Annotated in this window: 15 protein-coding genes; 12 read left to right on the top strand and 3 right to left on the bottom strand. The window is 44.5% G+C overall.

Annotation, left to right across the window (positions count from 1 at the left end; all coding sequences use genetic code 11):
- Positions 1-188: 188 nt before the first annotated feature.
- The 5 genes from ACTQ45_RS10875 (at position 189) to aroC (ending at position 5,627) form a co-directional block, all read left to right on the top strand.
- Entirely contained in the window at positions 189-998 is an 810-nt protein-coding gene (locus ACTQ45_RS10875; RefSeq protein ID WP_441763710.1) for a prephenate dehydratase, read from the top strand.
- 102 nt (positions 999-1,100) lie between these two features.
- The gene (gene aroF, locus ACTQ45_RS10870) at positions 1,101-2,135 is read left to right on the top strand and encodes a 3-deoxy-7-phosphoheptulonate synthase (protein WP_441763709.1); all 1,035 of its coding nucleotides are present in this window, start codon (positions 1,101-1,103) and stop codon (positions 2,133-2,135) included.
- A 15-nt stretch (positions 2,136-2,150) separates the two neighbouring features.
- Entirely contained in the window at positions 2,151-3,239 is a 1,089-nt protein-coding gene (aroB, locus tag ACTQ45_RS10865) for a 3-dehydroquinate synthase (protein ID WP_441763708.1), read from the top strand.
- Entirely contained in the window at positions 3,236-4,555 is a 1,320-nt protein-coding gene (gene aroA, locus ACTQ45_RS10860; RefSeq protein WP_441763707.1) for a 3-phosphoshikimate 1-carboxyvinyltransferase, read from the top strand. Before aroB ends, aroA begins: the two co-directional genes overlap by 4 nt.
- Positions 4,533-5,627, top strand: coding sequence for a chorismate synthase (gene aroC, locus ACTQ45_RS10855; RefSeq protein ID WP_441763706.1), 1,095 nt, complete (start codon positions 4,533-4,535; stop codon positions 5,625-5,627). Before aroA ends, aroC begins: the two co-directional genes overlap by 23 nt.
- Positions 5,628-6,644: 1,017 nt before the next feature.
- Here aroC and ACTQ45_RS10850 read toward each other — a convergent pair.
- Both ACTQ45_RS10850 and ACTQ45_RS10845 read right to left on the bottom strand, forming a co-directional pair.
- Positions 6,645-8,474 carry a heavy metal translocating P-type ATPase gene (locus ACTQ45_RS10850; protein WP_441763705.1) on the bottom strand — a complete coding sequence of 610 codons (1,830 nt, stop codon included), beginning with the start codon at positions 8,472-8,474 and terminating at the stop codon, positions 6,645-6,647.
- A 505-nt stretch (positions 8,475-8,979) separates the two neighbouring features.
- Positions 8,980-9,222 (bottom strand): hypothetical protein, encoded by a 243-nt coding sequence (locus ACTQ45_RS10845; protein ID WP_441763704.1) that lies wholly within the window; start codon positions 9,220-9,222, stop codon positions 8,980-8,982.
- 187 nt (positions 9,223-9,409) lie between these two features.
- On the opposite strand from ACTQ45_RS10845, the gene ACTQ45_RS10840 reads away from it, so the two are divergent.
- The 7 genes from ACTQ45_RS10840 to ACTQ45_RS10810 all read left to right on the top strand — a co-directional run bounded on the left by ACTQ45_RS10840 (position 9,410) and on the right by ACTQ45_RS10810 (position 15,913).
- Entirely contained in the window at positions 9,410-11,305 is a 1,896-nt protein-coding gene (locus ACTQ45_RS10840) for a heavy metal translocating P-type ATPase (RefSeq protein ID WP_441763703.1), read from the top strand.
- A 95-nt stretch (positions 11,306-11,400) separates the two neighbouring features.
- Positions 11,401-11,634: a heavy-metal-associated domain-containing protein gene (locus ACTQ45_RS10835; protein WP_441751109.1), complete on the top strand. Its 234-nt coding sequence runs from the start codon at positions 11,401-11,403 to the stop codon at positions 11,632-11,634.
- Between the two features lie 200 nt (positions 11,635-11,834).
- Positions 11,835-13,217, top strand: a complete 1,383-nt coding sequence (locus ACTQ45_RS10830; RefSeq protein ID WP_441751107.1) for a L,D-transpeptidase family protein — start codon at positions 11,835-11,837, stop codon at positions 13,215-13,217.
- A 441-nt stretch (positions 13,218-13,658) separates the two neighbouring features.
- Positions 13,659-13,793, top strand: coding sequence for a hypothetical protein (locus ACTQ45_RS10825; protein WP_441751105.1), 135 nt, complete (start codon positions 13,659-13,661; stop codon positions 13,791-13,793).
- A 794-nt stretch (positions 13,794-14,587) separates the two neighbouring features.
- Positions 14,588-14,890 carry an iron-sulfur cluster repair di-iron protein, ric gene (locus ACTQ45_RS10820; protein WP_441763702.1) on the top strand — a complete coding sequence of 101 codons (303 nt, stop codon included), beginning with the start codon at positions 14,588-14,590 and terminating at the stop codon, positions 14,888-14,890.
- Between the two features lie 48 nt (positions 14,891-14,938).
- A complete protein-coding gene (locus ACTQ45_RS10815) occupies positions 14,939-15,172 on the top strand; it encodes a heavy-metal-associated domain-containing protein (protein ID WP_441763701.1) in 234 nt (77 codons plus the stop codon).
- A gap of 51 nt (positions 15,173-15,223) precedes the next feature.
- A complete protein-coding gene (locus ACTQ45_RS10810) occupies positions 15,224-15,913 on the top strand; it encodes a Crp/Fnr family transcriptional regulator (RefSeq protein WP_441751099.1) in 690 nt (229 codons plus the stop codon).
- A gap of 170 nt (positions 15,914-16,083) precedes the next feature.
- On the opposite strand, the gene ACTQ45_RS10805 is transcribed toward ACTQ45_RS10810, so the two are convergent.
- On the bottom strand, positions 16,084-17,097 hold the full coding sequence (locus ACTQ45_RS10805; protein ID WP_441763700.1) for a Gfo/Idh/MocA family oxidoreductase: 1,014 nt from the start codon (positions 17,095-17,097) through the stop codon (positions 16,084-16,086).
- Positions 17,098-17,124: the final 27 nt, after the last annotated feature.

Below are 17,124 nucleotides of genomic sequence, written 5' to 3'. Positions count from 1 at the left end.
CAGTGAAGAACTTTCATATCTAAGGTGGCTTGCTTGACATGCTTTACAAGCCGCTTAGTAATAACTTAGCGGTAAGTAAAAATATAAATTTCATGATTGAACGAGGATGATGAAATTAAATTTTAACTCTGCTTAGTAATGACTAGGCAGAGTTTCTTTTTGTACAAAAATTGGGGAGGGGTAACTATTTGAAAGTAGGTTATTTAGGCGTGCCGGGTTCGTATAGTGAGGCAGCTTTACAGAAAGAATGTCAAACGATGGAAGAATTTGAGGCAATTGGTTATCCAAATTTCCAAGCAATTATCGATGCTTTAGCTAGTAAACAAATTTCAATGGCAGTGATTCCGGTAGAAAATTCGACGACAGGCTTTATCGCCCGTTCGGCTGATTTATTCCGTCATCAACCGATTGTTGCGGTCGCCGATCGCTTTGAATCAGTTCAGCATTCGTTATGGGCCTTACCTGGCAGTCAATTGACAGATATTACCGATGTATATTCTCATCCAGAAGCCTTATCGCAATGTGACACGTTTTTCGCAGCCAATCCGCAATTAACACAACATGCTTACACTGACACCGCTCAGGCGGCAGCTTTTATCCAGAGAAGTCAGTTGCCTCATCAAGCAGCAATCGCCAGTCAACGGGCTGGAGAACTCTATGGCTTAGAAGCTTTGCGACAAGATATTCAAACCGAAGAGTCGAATACGACGCGGTTTTATATTATGAAACATCAAGATAACGTGCAGTTAACCGGCAAGCAGTTATCACTGTACCTTGAAGTTCGACATGAACCAGGTGCTTTGTCGAAACTGCTGCAAGTCTTTGGTTTACTCGATTGTAACTTGTTATCGCTAAATGCGCGGCCGATTCCCGGCAAGCCTTTTGCGTATGGTTTTTACCTTGAACTCGACTTGTCTCAAATGAGCATTGGGTTTAATGACTTAATGAAAATTGTCGACAAAGCTTCCGATTATTCTCAAATATTAGGCCGCTTCTAAGCACAGACCTTGCATAGGAAAGGTCGCTTTGAAAGGCATCATCCATCCTGAATATAAAAATTAATCAGATAAAAAATTACACATAAAAAGGGAGAAATTAAAATGATTATTGTAATGAAAAGAAACTCAACAGCACAAGATGTGAAGGACGTTGTCTCAGGAATAAAAGCAGCAGGTTTGAATCCGGTCATTATTGAAGGCCAAGAACGTAATGTGATTGGTGTAACCGGCGAGACAGCTAAAATCGATATTCGTACGATTCGTGCGGATCATAGAGTAGCTGAAGTGCTACGTGTATCAGAACCTTACAAGTTAGCCAACCGTTCTTTCCATCCGGAAAACAGCCAAATTCAAGTCGGCACAGAATTAATTGGTGGCGAACGCTTAGCGATTATGGCAGGCCCTTGTTCGGTGGAAAATGAAGACCAAATTGTTAATTTAGCTAAACGCATGAAAGCCGCTGGCGCAAACTTCATTCGTGGGGGAGCTTTCAAACCGAGAACCTCTCCTTACAGTTTCCAAGGTTTAGAATTAGAAGGGCTTCGCTTATTAGAATTAGCTAAACGCGAAACCGGCATGCCGATTGTTTCAGAACTCATGTCATCAGACTACTTAGATGAGTTCGTTAAGCGCGTCGACATGATCCAAATTGGCGCCCGTAATATGCAAAACTTTGATTTATTAAAAGCAGTAGGTAAAACTCAAACGCCAATCTTGTTGAAGCGTGGTTTATCAGCCACTTACAAGGAATGGTTGATGTCAGCTGAATACATTATGTCTGAAGGTAATCAGAATGTCGTTTTATGTGAACGTGGTATTCGTACCTTCGAAACGGAAACACGCAACACTTTAGATATCCAAGCGGTACCCGTTATGAAGAAGAAAACTCATTTACCAATTATTATCGATGCCAGTCATGCCGGTGGACAAGCTTACTTAGTTCCAGCAGGTGCTAAAGCCGGTGTCGCTGCAGGTGCAGATGGTTTAATGATTGAAACGCATGAAGATCCAGCGAATGCTTGGAGTGATGGTGAGCAATGTCTGACGCCAGATGAATTCGATAAATTAATGGATCAAATCCGCATCTTAGCACAGGTTGAAGGCCGCACGATTGCACCTAAACTGGCTCGAATCTAATAAAAGAGGTGACCTATGACTGTATTAACCGTTGAAGTACCAAACACTACAACTCACTATCCCTTGAAGATAGAAAAAGGTTTAATGGCCCACGTTGCTGAGGAAATTAAAAACGTCTATACAAATAAGAAAATTGTGATGATTACAGATACAAACGTCCATCAGTTGTATGGCGCCAAGTTAGAACAACAGTTGACAGATTCAGGCTTTGAGGTGAAGCTTTTGGTGCTTGAAGCTGGCGAACAGACCAAATCGATCACTAGTTTGATGGGGATTTATTCTGAACTGACTGCCTTTAACCTGACACGTAGTGATTTATTAATTGCCTTGGGTGGCGGTGTGATTGGTGATTTAGTCGGTTATGCGGCAGCAACCTACCTCAGAGGCATTGCTTTTGTTCAAATTCCAACAACACTGCTAGCGCAAGTAGACAGTAGCGTCGGTGGGAAAGTGGCCATCGATTTACCCGAAGGCAAAAATTTGGTTGGCGCTTTTTACCATCCAATCCTTGTGCTGATTGACCCGAATGTTTTACAAACATTAACAGACTCAGCCTTTAATGATGGCATGGCCGAAGTAATTAAATACGCCTCCATCCAGAATATTAACTTTTTTCACCAATTGGCAAGTTATCAATCGCGTGAAGCAGTCATGGCTGAGATTGAACAGGTCATTGAATGTTGTTGCTCAATGAAGCGTGACTTAGTGCAAGCGGATGAAAAAGATACCTCTGAGCGCATGTTGTTGAACTATGGGCATACGGTAGGTCATGCGATTGAAGCTTTCTACCATTATAAAGGCTATACGCATGGCCAAGCGATTTCCATCGGCATGATTGCGATAAACCGGTTAACCGAAGCCGCGGGCATTAGTCGCAAGGGCTCGACCGCTGTTGTTAAAGCTTTACTTGAACAGTATCATTTGCCGACTGAATTAGCCGATCCGGCCGATTACGCTGACATATTACCTTTAATTAAGCTAGACAAAAAGAATATTCACAATACATTAAATGTGGTCGTTTTAAATGAAGTGGGTGCGGCGAAATTACTAAAAACCGACTCAGACTTCTTTGGACCACTCTTGAAAGGACACGACATAAAATGACCGATTTGTTAATTAAGCCGGCCAAATTAAAAGGCAACATTCACATTACACCCTCTAAGAGTATGGCGCATCGCGCCGTGATTGCGGCCTGCCTAGCTGTCGGCGAAAGTGTGATCGATAACATCGAATTATCTGATGACATCATCGCCACAATTGACGGTATGACCGCTTTCGGTGCTAAAATCCAGATTGAAGACGCTGCAGGTCGCAAACGCTTGTTGATTCAAGGAGTCAAAGCTGATGCTAAGCATTCAGACCGGGTGATCGATGCGAATGAGTCTGGTTCAACACTGCGTTTTCTGATTCCAATTGCCACCTTATTTGCAGGTGAAACGCGTTTTGTTGGCCGGGGGAAATTAGGCAGTCGGCCACTCGATCCATTTGAGGAAATATTTAATGCGCAAGGCCTGAAATTTGAAGCTTCCGCGACCGAACAGTTAGATTTAACAGTCGAAGGACCGTTAAGGGCTGGGCGTTATGAAATGGCCGGCAACATCAGTTCACAATTCATCACCGGCTTATTGTATACCTTGCCTTTATTGGCGGGTGAATCAGTGATTCAGATTACGACTGAATTGGAATCGATTGGCTATATCGAATTGACGCTTGATGTGTTGAAATATTTTGGCATTGGGATTATCTTTAATAAAGCCGAACGACAATTTATTATTCCGGGCCAGCAAGTCTATCAGGCGCGCAATTATACCGTTGAAGGTGACTACTCGCAGGCTGCGTTCTTTTTGAGTGCCGGCGCTTTGGGCAATGATGTGACGGTGACTGGTTTGCAGGCCGATTCGAAGCAGGGTGATCGTGGGATTACAACGATTTTAGAGCAGCTGAATGCGGTGGTCACAACGACCGATAGGGAAGTTTTCGCTAGGGCAGCGAGTGAGGGCCTCAGTAGTGGTGAGCTGACAGTGATTGATGGGGCCCAAGTGCCAGATATTATTCCGATTAGCGCGCTGGTGGCGTGTTTGAGCCAGGGCCGGACCGAGATTGTTAATTTAAGTCGTTTGCGAATTAAAGAGAGCGACCGTTTGGAAGCAACTAAGAAAGAGCTGCGTAAATTGGGTGCGAAGATTGAGGTTGTTGGTGACACCTTGCAGATTGAAGGCGTGCCTAGTTTGACGGGCGAGGCTATTGTCTGGAGTCACAAGGATCACCGGATGGCGATGATGTTAGCCATCGCTAGTACGGTAGTCGAGCAAGATATTATTATTAAAGATGCCGAATATGTCAGTAAATCATATCCGACATTCTGGCAGGAATTTGAATCATTAGGAGGACAAGTCAGTGAGTGGCATTTGGGGGAATAATTTAGAAATTTCTATTTTTGGTGAATCACATGGTCGAGCGATTGGGGTGACACTCAGTGGTTTGCCAGCGGGGTTTAAGATTGATATGGATGAAGTCTTGGTTGAAATGGCGCGTCGTGCACCGGGGCAGAATGAGTTGACGACACCGCGTAAGGAAAAAGATGAACCGGATATTGTGAGTGGTGTCTTAGATGGGATGACGACCGGAGCGCCTTTAACGGCTTTGATTTGGAATACGAATACGCGTTCTGTAGACTACAGTCAAATGAAAAAGTTGATGCGTCCGGGCCAGGCTGATTACCCTGGGAAGGTGCGTTATGATGGCTTTAATGATTACCGCGGGAGTGGACATTTCTCTGGCCGAATTACGGCACCGCTAGTTTTTGCAGGTGCGATTGCGCAACAATGGTTGCGTCAAAAGGGCATTGTGATTGGCTCACACATTCAGTCGATTGGCTCGGTTGAAGATGAGCGTTTTGAGAGTCAGGAAGCAGTGACTGCTGAACAAGTTGAGCAATTGAAATCGGTTCAGTTACCTGTCTTTAATGAATCGAAGCGTGATGCGATGACGCAAGTGATTTTAGATGCGAAGGCTGACCTGGATTCGGTCGGCGGGATTGTCGAAACCTTTGTGTTGGGAATTGATGCTGGCTATGGCAATCCATTTTTCGATTCAGTTGAATCGACCTTAGCACATTTAGTCTTTGCAGTTCCGGCGACGAAAGGCATCGAATTTGGTGCTGGCTTTGACATTACCCGCATGCGTGGGTCCGAGGCTAACGATTCATACTACTATGATGAAAATGGTCAGATAAAGACACGGACGAATAATAATGGTGGCATTCTTGGTGGGATTACTTATGGGATGCCAATTGTTTTTAGGACAGCGATTAAGCCGCCTGCGTCGATTGAGAAGAAACAGGAAACGATTGATATCGAAGCGGGAGAAAATGCTGATCTGGAAGTCTTTGGTCGCCATGACCCTTGTATTGTGCCGCGCGTCTTGCCCGTATTGGAGGCTGTGACAGCTTTGGGCTTGATGGATCTGATTTTAGGGCGGGATAAAGCTTAGGGGATTGTGGTTGGTTGGGTGAGTGAGCTAGCTAGCTACTGGCTACTGAATCATTGTTCACTGCTTAGGTGAGTCACTAAAACAGGGCTGAGTGATTAGGTGAGTAAGTAAAACATGGCTGAGTACTTAGGTCAGCCACTAAAACATGGCTGACTGATTAGGTGAGTAAGTAAAACATGGCTGAGTGCTTAGGTCAGTAAGTAAAACATGGCTGAGTGGTTAGGTCAGTAAGTAAAACATGGCTGAGTGATTAGGTGAGTAAGTAAAACATGGCTGACTGCTTAGGTCAGTAAGTAAAACATGGCTGACTACTTAGGTGAGCCACCAAAACATGGCTGACTGCCCAGGTCAGCCACTAAATCTTTACAGGCTGTCTACTTAGGGTGTTGAAATTTAGCTGAAGAGCTGGCAGAACCATTATTTTTTAACTTAATTAGGTAAATGTTAGTAATATTAGCCAGATCTAGCTCATTTCCATTATGGGATGTAGATAGGACTGGCTTTATTTACTGTATTCTTTAAAAGCTTAGGAACAAATTTGACCAAATAGATGCCCTTTCAAAACAACAAAGAAGGCGCTCTCTTTGCTGTCTCGAAAGTCGATAGAACGCTGGATTGTAAGGGATAGTGACTGTTTCTATATTTTGTTATGCAATGTCTAAAGAAGGTGTCTAAAATGGGAAAAACAGTGATAGGGTAAATAGTGAATCGTAAGCCCAAGGGGTCAGGGGTCACGCCGACAGATTTTTCGAATCTTGGAAAAGATAATACAGGCCGCCAAGTATTTATAAATTGGAAAAGTGGCATGTCGATTGGGAATGGAATGTATAAAAACCCAATTACAATGAGCGTTTAAAAAGAGAAATACCAGTAGAAGCTGCGTTGGTTGCGGAGGCCTATGCCAGAAACCCGATGGGTAGCGTTCGTATTTTGGAAGAGGAGAAGTCGTTAGAATGACGCAAAAAAAAACACCAGGACAATTTACTTGCTCTGGTGTTTTTCGTCTGCTGGAAAATTTTAATCTTTTCTTTTTAATAAGCGCAGGCCGTTGAGAATCACGAGTATTGTGCTGCCTTCGTGGAAGACGACGCCGAGGGGCAGGTCGAGCCAGCCGATAATATTCAGGGCAATCAGTGCGACAATCACTCCAACTGAGAAAATCACGTTCTGCAAAATAATTCGATTAAGCCGGTGGCTGAGGTCATAGCTATCGTAGAGCTTATTCAAATCGTTTTGAACAATCACGACCTCGGAACTTTCCATCGCAATCGATGAACCGCTACCCATGGCAATGCCGATTTCAGCATTGGCTAAGGCGGGGGCGTCGTTAATTCCGTCACCAATCATCCCGACCGATAGGCCTTTAGCCTGGCTTTCTTGAACAAATTTGATTTTATCTTCGGGTGAGAGGTCAGCATGAAAATGCTCGATGCCAACTTCGCGGGCGACTTTCGCAGCCACTTCATAGTTATCACCGGTTAATAGCACCACATCCACGCCACTCGTTTTGAAGGCTTCAATCGCTTGTTTCGACTCAGCCCGAACTTGATCAGCCAAGTTGAAGTAGCCGATAATTTCCGACTGGCGCCCGACAAACACTGAGGTGTAGCCAGGTTGAATTTTCTGTCTCATATTGAAAGGATCCGTGAAATTCGCAAAGGCCGCAGGTTTCCCAACGAGTAAATCACCTTTACGTAGGCCTTTACCTGAGACTTCTTCAACGTTTTCGTCACGATTGACTTGATCCAGTTGGATGTTTGGGAAGGCATTGATAATCGCTTGAGCAATCGGGTGACTTGAAAATTGTTCCATATAAACGACTTCTTGAATAACGGCTTCGTCGGCTTCATGGGCAACGACTTCAAAATCACCATGTGTTAAGGTGCCAGTTTTATCTGAGAATAAGACGTCCATGCGACTTAATTCTTCCATGGCCGCGCCACCTTTAAAGAGGACGCCGTTTTTGGCTCCGTGGCTGATCGCACTGAGGGTGGCTGGAGTTGCTGAGGCAACCAAGGCACACGGGCTGGAAACAGTCAGCAGAATCATGCCGCGGTAGAAAGCTTCGGCGAAGGTGTAATTTTGGTAATAAAGAATCGCAATAAAAACCGGGACGGCTAGGAGCACGGTTAACACGTATTTACTTTCAAAGCGGTCTATGAATTTAGAAATTTGAGAGGGGCGATTTTGAGCTTCATCGACCATCCGAATAATGTTAGAGAAGATGGTTTCAGAACTGAGCTTGCTGACGGTGAGATGGAAGGCATTACCTTCGTTAATTGTGCCGGCAAAAGCTTCTTCGTTGGTGGCCTTTTCGGCTGGGACTGATTCGCCGGTTAAGGCAGCCTCATTGACTAAGACTTGGCGGTCAACGTAACCATCGATTGGTAATTGAGCGCCGCGTGCGACAACAACTTGGTCGCCAACGACCAATTGATCGGTTGACACTTCAATCACGTCACCATTTGCTTGGAGTAATTGAGCGGTGGTTGGCACTTGTGCCATCAATTCTTCAATCGCTTTGGTACTTTTACCCATCGCAAATTCTTCCAGCGCTTCAGCCGCCGCAAAAATAAACAGCAACATGGCCCCTTCAGATTCAAATTGAATTAAACTGGCACCTAAAGCTGACAGAATCATTAACAAGTCGACATTCAGCTCTTTGTTTTGAACGGTATCGACGACTGCAGCTTTGGCGGCATAAAAACCTAGAAAGAAAATAGCTAGATAAAAGATGTAGGGACTCAATGGACTGCCAGTAACCATCAATAAGAAGCCTGCGATCAAAAACACCGTTCCTATTAACAGAAAACGACCTTGACGGTTAGTAAGTAAATAACGGAACAAAATAACTCCCCCTTTTTTATGAAAGAATTGAATGACGCTTGTTTAGAATCATTCTATTGTATTCAGTATAACCCTTCTGTGAATAAATCACAAGGGCTGTGTGGTTATATTTAGGTCAGGAAATAGCTGAGTGAGGGGGCGCCGAGGTGGGGCGTCGATTGAGGCAAGCTTTATAGAGACTCAGCGCGATCGGGAGCTGATCGTGGGTAAGTTCGTGAATTCTCACTCCATTTCTTTAGTTTATCTGCTAAAAATGCACTATTCTTCAGTAAATCAGCTACTTTTCATCATTTTAGTCGGATTTTTCACGTGCCGAAAGGAGCCACGTAAATTCTGCCTTGATTTTTCACGTGCCGAGGTTAGCCACGTGAATTCTCACTCGCCATTCGGTGTCGCGCAAATCGCCACACCGCTTTTGTCTCATTACTTTCTACTAATAGTTTAGTCTTCTGACGTTTTATTAGTAGATACTTCACTATCACGGGCTTACGATCGTGGCAAGCTTCTAAGAGAGTCGTCTCGATTGGTCGTCGGTCGCGGGCAAGCTTCTATGAGAGTCGTCTCGATTGGTCGTCGGTCGCGGGTAAGCTTCTATGAGAGTCGTCGCAATCGGGCGTCGATCGCACCATTCTTTTTGAAAGGGTGTCCCAATCACCCGTCCACTTGCACCATCCTTCATTGCGTCACGGCGCAATCGCCCGCCACTTACCACTACCGCAGCCTGTCCCGAACGCCTGCCCCAAACCATCCACAACCCCCAATCCCCAACTCAGTCATATTTTGCCAATAAGACTCCCTGAAATGTTCAGGCTTTATTTGCCTTTAAAACCAAAACTTGATGGCCGTCAAGGTTGGTCGGGTGAAGACTGGGTATACTATGAAGTGTCAGGTGGCAAAAGTCATTTAAATAAATTTTAAAAAAGGGGAAATCTATCATGCAAAGAACAATTCTAAGTCATAAAAATCATATTACCTTAATTAGTGGGCTCCTAATTACACTCGGCTTCTTCAGCCATTTCGTGCTCGACAACGTCACCATTTTTACTTGGGCGTTCGTAATTGCGTCAATTATCGGTGTCGCGCCAATCGCTATTCAAGCTTACCAAGCTATGAAAGTTAAAGTCGTGAGTATTGATGTTCTAGTAACCATCGCCGTTATTGGTGCCTTTATCATCCAAAACTTTGAAGAATCTGCAATTGTCACATTTCTATTCTTATTCGGTTCATTCTTGGAGCAACGCACTTTAAACAAAACGCGCTCAGCGATAAAAGAGCTCACCAACATGGCACCCGAAAGTGCCTTGAAACAACTAGCCAATGGCGACTTTGAAGAAGTCGATGTGGACGAAGTTGATGAAGGGGATATTCTGTTAGTGAAGACGGGGGCGAAAGTGCCGGTTGATGGAACGGTTCTGACTGGCGAAGGTCACATTAACGAAGCGAGTATTACCGGGGAAGCCGTGCCGGTTAGTAAGCAGGTTGATTCAACCGTCTTTGCTGGGACGATTCTAGAAAACGGGACGATTCAAATTCGCGCTGACCGGGTCGGAGAAGATACGACGTTTGGCCGAATCATCGAACTAGTTGAAGAAGCTCAAGATTCTAAATCTGAAGCCGAACGTTTCATTGATAAATTCTCTAAATATTATACGCCAGCAGTTTTGGTGATTGCTTTCATCGTCTGGCTGTTCACGCGTGATGTTGAGTTAGCCATTACTGTCCTCGTGCTAGGTTGTCCAGGTGCCTTAGTCATCGGTGTACCAGTTTCGAACGTTGCCGGTATTGGAAATGGCGCGCGTCATGGCGTCTTACTTAAAGGGAGTGAAGTCATCAATGATTTCAGTCGTGTGGATACCATCGTCTTTGATAAAACAGGAACCTTAACAATTGGTAACCCAGAAGTTGCCGAAAAAGCTTACTATGGCGAGCACACCAATCAAGCGTTAGGCTATCTAGCTAGTGTTGAACGTGAGTCGGATCACCCACTTGCCAAAGCCATTTTAAAAGAAATCGGTGACGTTGAATTTTCAACGGTTGAACAAACTGAAGTTGTTAAAGGTGGCGGGATTGTTGCAGTGGTTAACGGCCAGCGCGTCGCCGTTGGGAATGTCTTTTTAATGGAACAAGAAGGCGTTGTGCTAAATGCAGCCGCTCAAGCGGACGTTAAACGCTTTGAAAAAAATGGTAATTCACTCGTGATAACAGCCGTTGATGGCAGCTTAGAAATCTTAATGGGCATCCGCGACCAAATTCGACCAGGGGTTAAAAATGACTTAGCTCAGTTAAAAGCGATGGGCGTCAAAAACCTAGTCGTTCTGTCGGGTGATAACCAGGGAACGGTTGACTTAGTCGCAGCGGAATTAGGCTTAAATGAAGCACATGGTCACATGTTGCCGGAAGATAAATCTGCCTATATCGCAAAAATGCAAGCTCAAGGTCAAATCGTGGCCTTCGTTGGGGACGGGGTCAACGATAGTCCATCCTTAGCGCTAGCAGATATTGGAATCGCAATGGGTAGCGGAACCGATGTCGCAATTGAAACCTCTGACGTTGTCCTGATGAATTCAGATTTCAGTCGCTTACCACATGCGCTGGGCTTGACCAAAGCCACCGCCCGCAACATGAAGCAGAACATTCTGATCGCAGTGGGCGTGGTGCTTGTGCTCCTAGCTAGCCTGTTGTTCAGCGAATGGATGAGTATGTCAATCGGCATGCTGGTCCATGAAGCGAGTATTCTAGTCGTGATTGTTAACGGCATGCGCCTCCTGAAATACGAGTTGAAAGGCGCCAAGAAATACGAAACCACTAAAGCAACCCCAGTCAAAATATAACCAAAGAAAACTTGATGAGGGTCAAGTTATTAATAGTAACTTCCCTCTATAATAGAGTTAAGAAGTAATAAAATCACAAAAAAGGGGAAATTAAAATGAAACAAGCAACTATCCAATTAGAAGCCTTATCGTGTCCATCATGTCTACAGAAAATCGAAAATGCGGTTAAAGGCTTAGACGGCATCGACAAAGACAGTGTCAAAGTGATGTTTAATGCCAGTAAAGTCAAAACGCAATTTGATGAAGAAAAAGTTTCACTTGAGACCATCAATAACTCAATCGAAGCCTTAGGTTACGGTGTCCTTAAATCAAAAGCTAAAGCCGTTTAATCGAAGCCAATTAACCAACAATCAAACAGGAGTGCCGACGCGTGCGTCTGCTACTCCTGTTTTTTTTTAGGTCTAAATTAATTATTTCTTGATGGGGATCAATTTAAAAAAGAGTCGCATCCGCTATTATCTAAGAAGTAATCTTTTACTAACTAACTAAGGGAATTAATGGGTTTTAAGAAAGAAGGGGGAAACATATAATGAAGAGATTGTTTATGGGAGTAGCAGTTATCTTAATCGTCTTGGGGGCAGGGTTTTGGTTTGGTGAATCGTATTTCGCCGAGCGCTTCTTCGCGAATTCATATTTGGGCAATGTGGAAATCAGTTATCTAACTGAAGACGAGGCGAATGAAAAAATTAAAACAGAGTTAGCAAATTACGACTTGGCGGTGACTGAAGCCGGTCGCACGTGGGGCAGTCTGACATTTGAGCAATTAGGTTTAGAAGTCAAGCCCGAGGAACAGGTGGCCGCTTTACGGAGAGAACAATCCCAACAGAATTGGTTGACGAGTTTCTTTCAAGACAGCCAGCTAGCTTTTGATACGCAAGCTGTATTAGCGATTGAAGCTGAATCGATGGAGGCTGGACTCGCAACTTTTGAAAGCTTTTTCCAAGAGCGTCAAGCACCGACCGATGCCTCGCTAGTTTATTCACCTGAAGCAGGCTATACGATTCAGTCTGAACAGATCGGAACGCAATTGGATCAGACAGTTTTAACGGACTTGTTGTTAGAGACGGTTCAAGCGCCAGAGTTAAGCTTAGACGTTAGCGACGCTTACTTGCAGCCGGCTGTGACCGCGGAAGATGCTGAGTTAACGGCGCGCCTTGCTCAAATTGACGCCGCTTCGTCGATGTCAATCACTTTAGAAATTGCGGGCTATGAGGAGGTCATCACTCCGGAGATGATTTCGGGTTGGCTATATGTTGCAGCAGATGATGGTGAGTTATATTTTGATGAGGGGTTGATTTATGAGTATCTCGGGACCTTGAATGAGGCTTATGCGACCTATGACGATTACCGTTACTTCGAGAGTACGCTGCGTGGCGGGGTCGAGCTGGTGCCGGGGACTTTAGGGTGGTCGATTGACCGCGAGACAGAAGTTCAGTCGATTTTAGAGGATTTATATGCGGGTGAATCGGTTGTCAGAGCGCCGATGATTGTGGGGAGTGGTTATAATGGCTCGCTGGATGATATTGGCGCGAGTTATATCGAGGTCGACATTCTCAGTCAGATGATGTTTGTTTATCTGGACGGGGTGCAGGTGATTTCAACGCCGGTTGTGACGGGGCAAATTGGGACGAATACGATTCCGGGTGCTTATTCGATTTGGAATATGGAAACGCCGTCTGAGTTGGTCGGCTATAATCCGCGGACGGAGCAAGATTATGTGCAACCTGTTCAATATTGGATGGGCTTTGACGATACCGGCCAGGGCATTCACGATGCTAACTGGCAACCATATTTCGGTGGCGACGCTTATCTAACGAATGGTTCGCTTGGCTGTATCAACACGCCGCCTGATATCATGTCTTTGGTGTTTGAGTATGCCTATATGGGGATGCCAGTTGTCGTGTTTGAGTAGGGTGCTTTAACGGACTCAAGTTTGGGAATGGGTTTGACTAGGATTAGACCGGTTTTAGTTTGGTTGGAATTGAAATTGCTGGGTAATGATGTGGCTTGCTGGCAACTGTTTAAAATCTAAGAGATAAATCTCACGAAACATACGACACTGTTGTGTAGGCAGTGGTCGTATGTTTTTTTTTAGCATAAGTAGGCGAGGAGAGTACCTGTGAAGAATGGCGATTATTCGTATCGCGCCGGAGACTCGGATGATAGTCTGTAAGTGATTAACAAAGGTGTAATTCGGGTGAGCACGAGGAGTACGCTGAGGCGATTCGTGAGGCGCGAGTTTGTGTGATTAGTCGTGCGGATATGAACATGATTCTGGACGACTAACCGACCATTTACGCGTTTTCTGTTGTAGGAAGTTGCGAATCGTTTGAATGATTCAAAGCGCTAGGCGATGGTGCTGAGTAGGCTGATTTCTTACATCGAGCAGAATACGCAAGCCGATTTGGATAATCAGCAGACGATTCAGCGGTCGAACCGTCAAATCGAGGTGCACGATTTGGATGGCATGCTGATGATAGGAGAGTAGAAAGAAGGCGAGGAGAGTAGAAGCAAGGTATGGAGAGTAGAAGCAAGGTATGGAGAGTAGAAGCAAGGCGAGGAGAGTAGAAGCAAGGCGAGGAGAGTAGAAGCAAGGCGAGGAGAGTAAAAAGAAGGCGAGGAGAGTAAAAAGAAGGCGAGGAGAGTAAAAAGAAGGCGTGGGGAGTAGAAAGAAGGCGAGGAGAGTAGAAAGAAGGCGAGGAGAGTAGAAAGAAGGCGAGGAGAGTAGAAAGAAGGCGAGGAGAGTAGAAAGAAGGCGAGGAGAGTAGAAAGAAGGCGAGGAGAGTAAAAAGAAGGTGAGGAGAGTAGAAAGAAGGCGTGGGGAGTAGAAAGAAGGCGTGGGGAGTAGAAGCAAGGTGAGGAGAGTAGAAAGAAGGCGAGGAGAGTAGAAAGAAGGCGAGGGGAGTAGAAGCAAGGTGAGGAGAGTAGAAAGAAGGCGTGGGGAGTAGAAGCAAGGCGAGGAGAGTAGAAAGAAGGCGTGGGGAGTAGAAGCAAGGCGAGGAGAGTAGAAAGAAGACAAGTAGAGTAGAGTCCAATCGAATGGAGTATAATGCTGAAAAGCGAGGAATAATATGGAAAAATAAAGTATAATACAAGTATGCAGAGTTAAGATGAGGTTGGCGAAAATATAAAGAAATTTCAATATTTAGAAGAGCAAACAGTGAAATTTAAAAAGACTCCTGATTTACCAGCTTTTTTATAGCAAATAAAAACTTGATGTGCGTCAATTTAATTCCAGCCAATCCGCGGTAAAATGGTCTTAACAACTAAGGAGGAATATAAATGACAACATTAAAAACTTTTTTATTAGATAACGAGGAAAAACTAAACATGTATACAACAGCTATCTCTAAGGTTCATGTGGGCAATCACCCAGAAGTTCATGAGGTTAAAGCTTTATATGAAGAGATTTTAGCAGAAGTTAAGCAAGAAGCAGATGCAACAGCTTTAACCCAAGCCTTTGACCGTTTGGTAACCGTGACGGATCACTATGAAATTCCTGGTGATACGTGTGAAACCTTTGCAGCGGTTTATCAGGATTTAGAAAATGCGGATAAACTATATCGGGCAGAAGTCGTAGCATAAGGGCCAAGCAAGCCCATTACTAAGACTATGAAACAAGGAGGAACGATGATGACATCAGCAATTATACAACTTGGGACGTTAGACTGTCCTTCTTGCCTTCATAAAATTGAGGCAACCATCAAAGCTTTAAAGGGAGTCGATCAGGAAGGCAGTCGTGGCTTATATAATTCTAGTAAACTTAAAGTTGTTTTTGACAAGCAGATGATTCAACTTGAGGCGTTAGAACAAGAAATTGAGAAGTTAGGCTATGATGTGTTATATTCGAAAGTCAATCGTCCGTGACGATCTTGAAAAGTATTCTGGTAAGAGGTTAAAAGAAAGTGAAGTGAGACGATGAGTGAGACGAAGGCTTATGCGTGTATTCGGATCGTGCCGATTTTTAATCATTTGAATGATGAGATGATGGACAAAATAGGTCAACGAGCCAAGCATCGGAAGTTGAAAAAAGGGGAATACCTGTATCAAGCGGGTGACTCCGATGACAGTTTATATGTGATTAATCAAGGGGTCATCAGGGTTACGCGGATGGCTTCCAATGGGAAGGAACAATTGGTGCGGTTGCTGTATCCCGGTGATTTCACGGGTGAATGGACGATTTTTGACCAAGCGAGTGAGCATGAGGAGTATGCCGAAGCGATTCGTGAGGCGAATGTTTGCATTATTAATCGTGATGACTTGAATGAAATTTTAGACGAGAATCCGTCGATTACTCGATTTCTGTTAAAAGAAGTCGCCAATCGTCTGGTTAAGTCCGAGCGCCAAGCCATGACCTTGAGCACTGAGAATGTCTTGAGTCGTCTCATTTATTTCATCGAACAGAATGCCCAGGCACCACTGGGCAACCGTCAGGTAATTAAGTTGCCGATGGCTAGAAAAGATATTGCGGCTTATCTGGGGACCACGCCAGAAACGGTCAGCCGAAAGTTCAAGGAGTTGGAGGAGGCTGGTTTTATCCGTCAATTGGCACAGCGCGAAATCGAGGTGCTAGATTTAGATGGCATGTTGATGATGAGTGACGCTTGACGCCGTAGGCGTGCTTTGAATGGAAGTCATACGACTAAAAGAACGCTGAGCAGATAGCTCGGCGTTCTTTTTGCGTGGAGCGTTATTGCGTTTGATCGACTGCAGATGATCGGCGTTCTTTTTTTGCGTGGAGCGTTATTCAGCGCGTGTCAGACCGTTGCGCCTTGGAATTATTTAAGGCCTTGGATGCCGGCTTCCAGAATTTCCATCAAGCGAATCGTTTCATGGTCTTTGACGATTTTCTCGTCGCCGTGAATAATCGAGCGATAAATCCCTTCGTAAATCCGACTGTAATCACCGACTTGGGAGATGATCTTCTCCTCGTGCAGCACGCCGTCAGTGTCGATATAAGTTAAAGCGCCATAATGTTCCGGCTGATCAAGGCCGAAATTTGCCTGGTCCGGCATGTAAAATCGTTTCAAATCTGCTTCTTGACGGTCTTTCGTTTGCTTGATAAAGATACCTTTGCTGCCATAAACAATAAAACTTGGTCGTTCAAGCAGTCTGAAATAACTCGACTTAACCGAGACTTTTGTCTGACCATAATACAAATCAATATCAAAATAGTCATTCATCCGGCCCTCACCAAGCAACTGGCGCACATCGTAATGCACACGGTCCGGTTCGCCCCAATAGGACAGTACTTGGTCAAGCGTATGACACCCATGGCCATATAAATAACTATGGATCGCCGAAAAGCTGGTGGAGCTTTCTGGAATTTCAGGTCGGTAGTAGTCAAAATGCATTTCAACTTCCAGAATATTCCCAAGGCGTCCACTTGCAATCACCTCTTGAACTGTTAGGAAATCTGAGTCAAAGCGCCGATTCTGGTAGCATTGAATAAATAGCTTTTTTTCTTTGGCAAGCGCAAATAGTTCGCGCGCTTCGGCTGCTGTTTCACAGAAAGGTTTTTCAACTAAGACATGTTTATCGTGATTGAGACAATCTTTGGCTAAATCGAAATGAGTATCACCAGGCGTAGCGACCACAACCAGTTGAATTTCCGGGTCTTGATAGACTTCTTGAATATCACTTGTATAATGGACGTCAACTAGTGGCTGCCAAGTATCTTTAATCGTTCGGTTGTAGATTGTTTTGACGCGTATTCCTTCAACCTTGGTCGCAAAAGGTAAGTGATACCGATTCGTACTCTTACCATTACCAATATAAGCAATTGTTAACATAAAACGCTCCTTTCAAATCTGGAAAAA

This window comes from Fundicoccus sp. Sow4_D5, from assembly GCF_052116365.1.
Taxonomy (GTDB): Bacteria; Bacillota; Bacilli; order Lactobacillales; family Aerococcaceae; genus Fundicoccus.
Note: the sequence above shows the minus strand (reverse complement) of the source record. Positions and strands in the feature narration are given on the sequence as shown.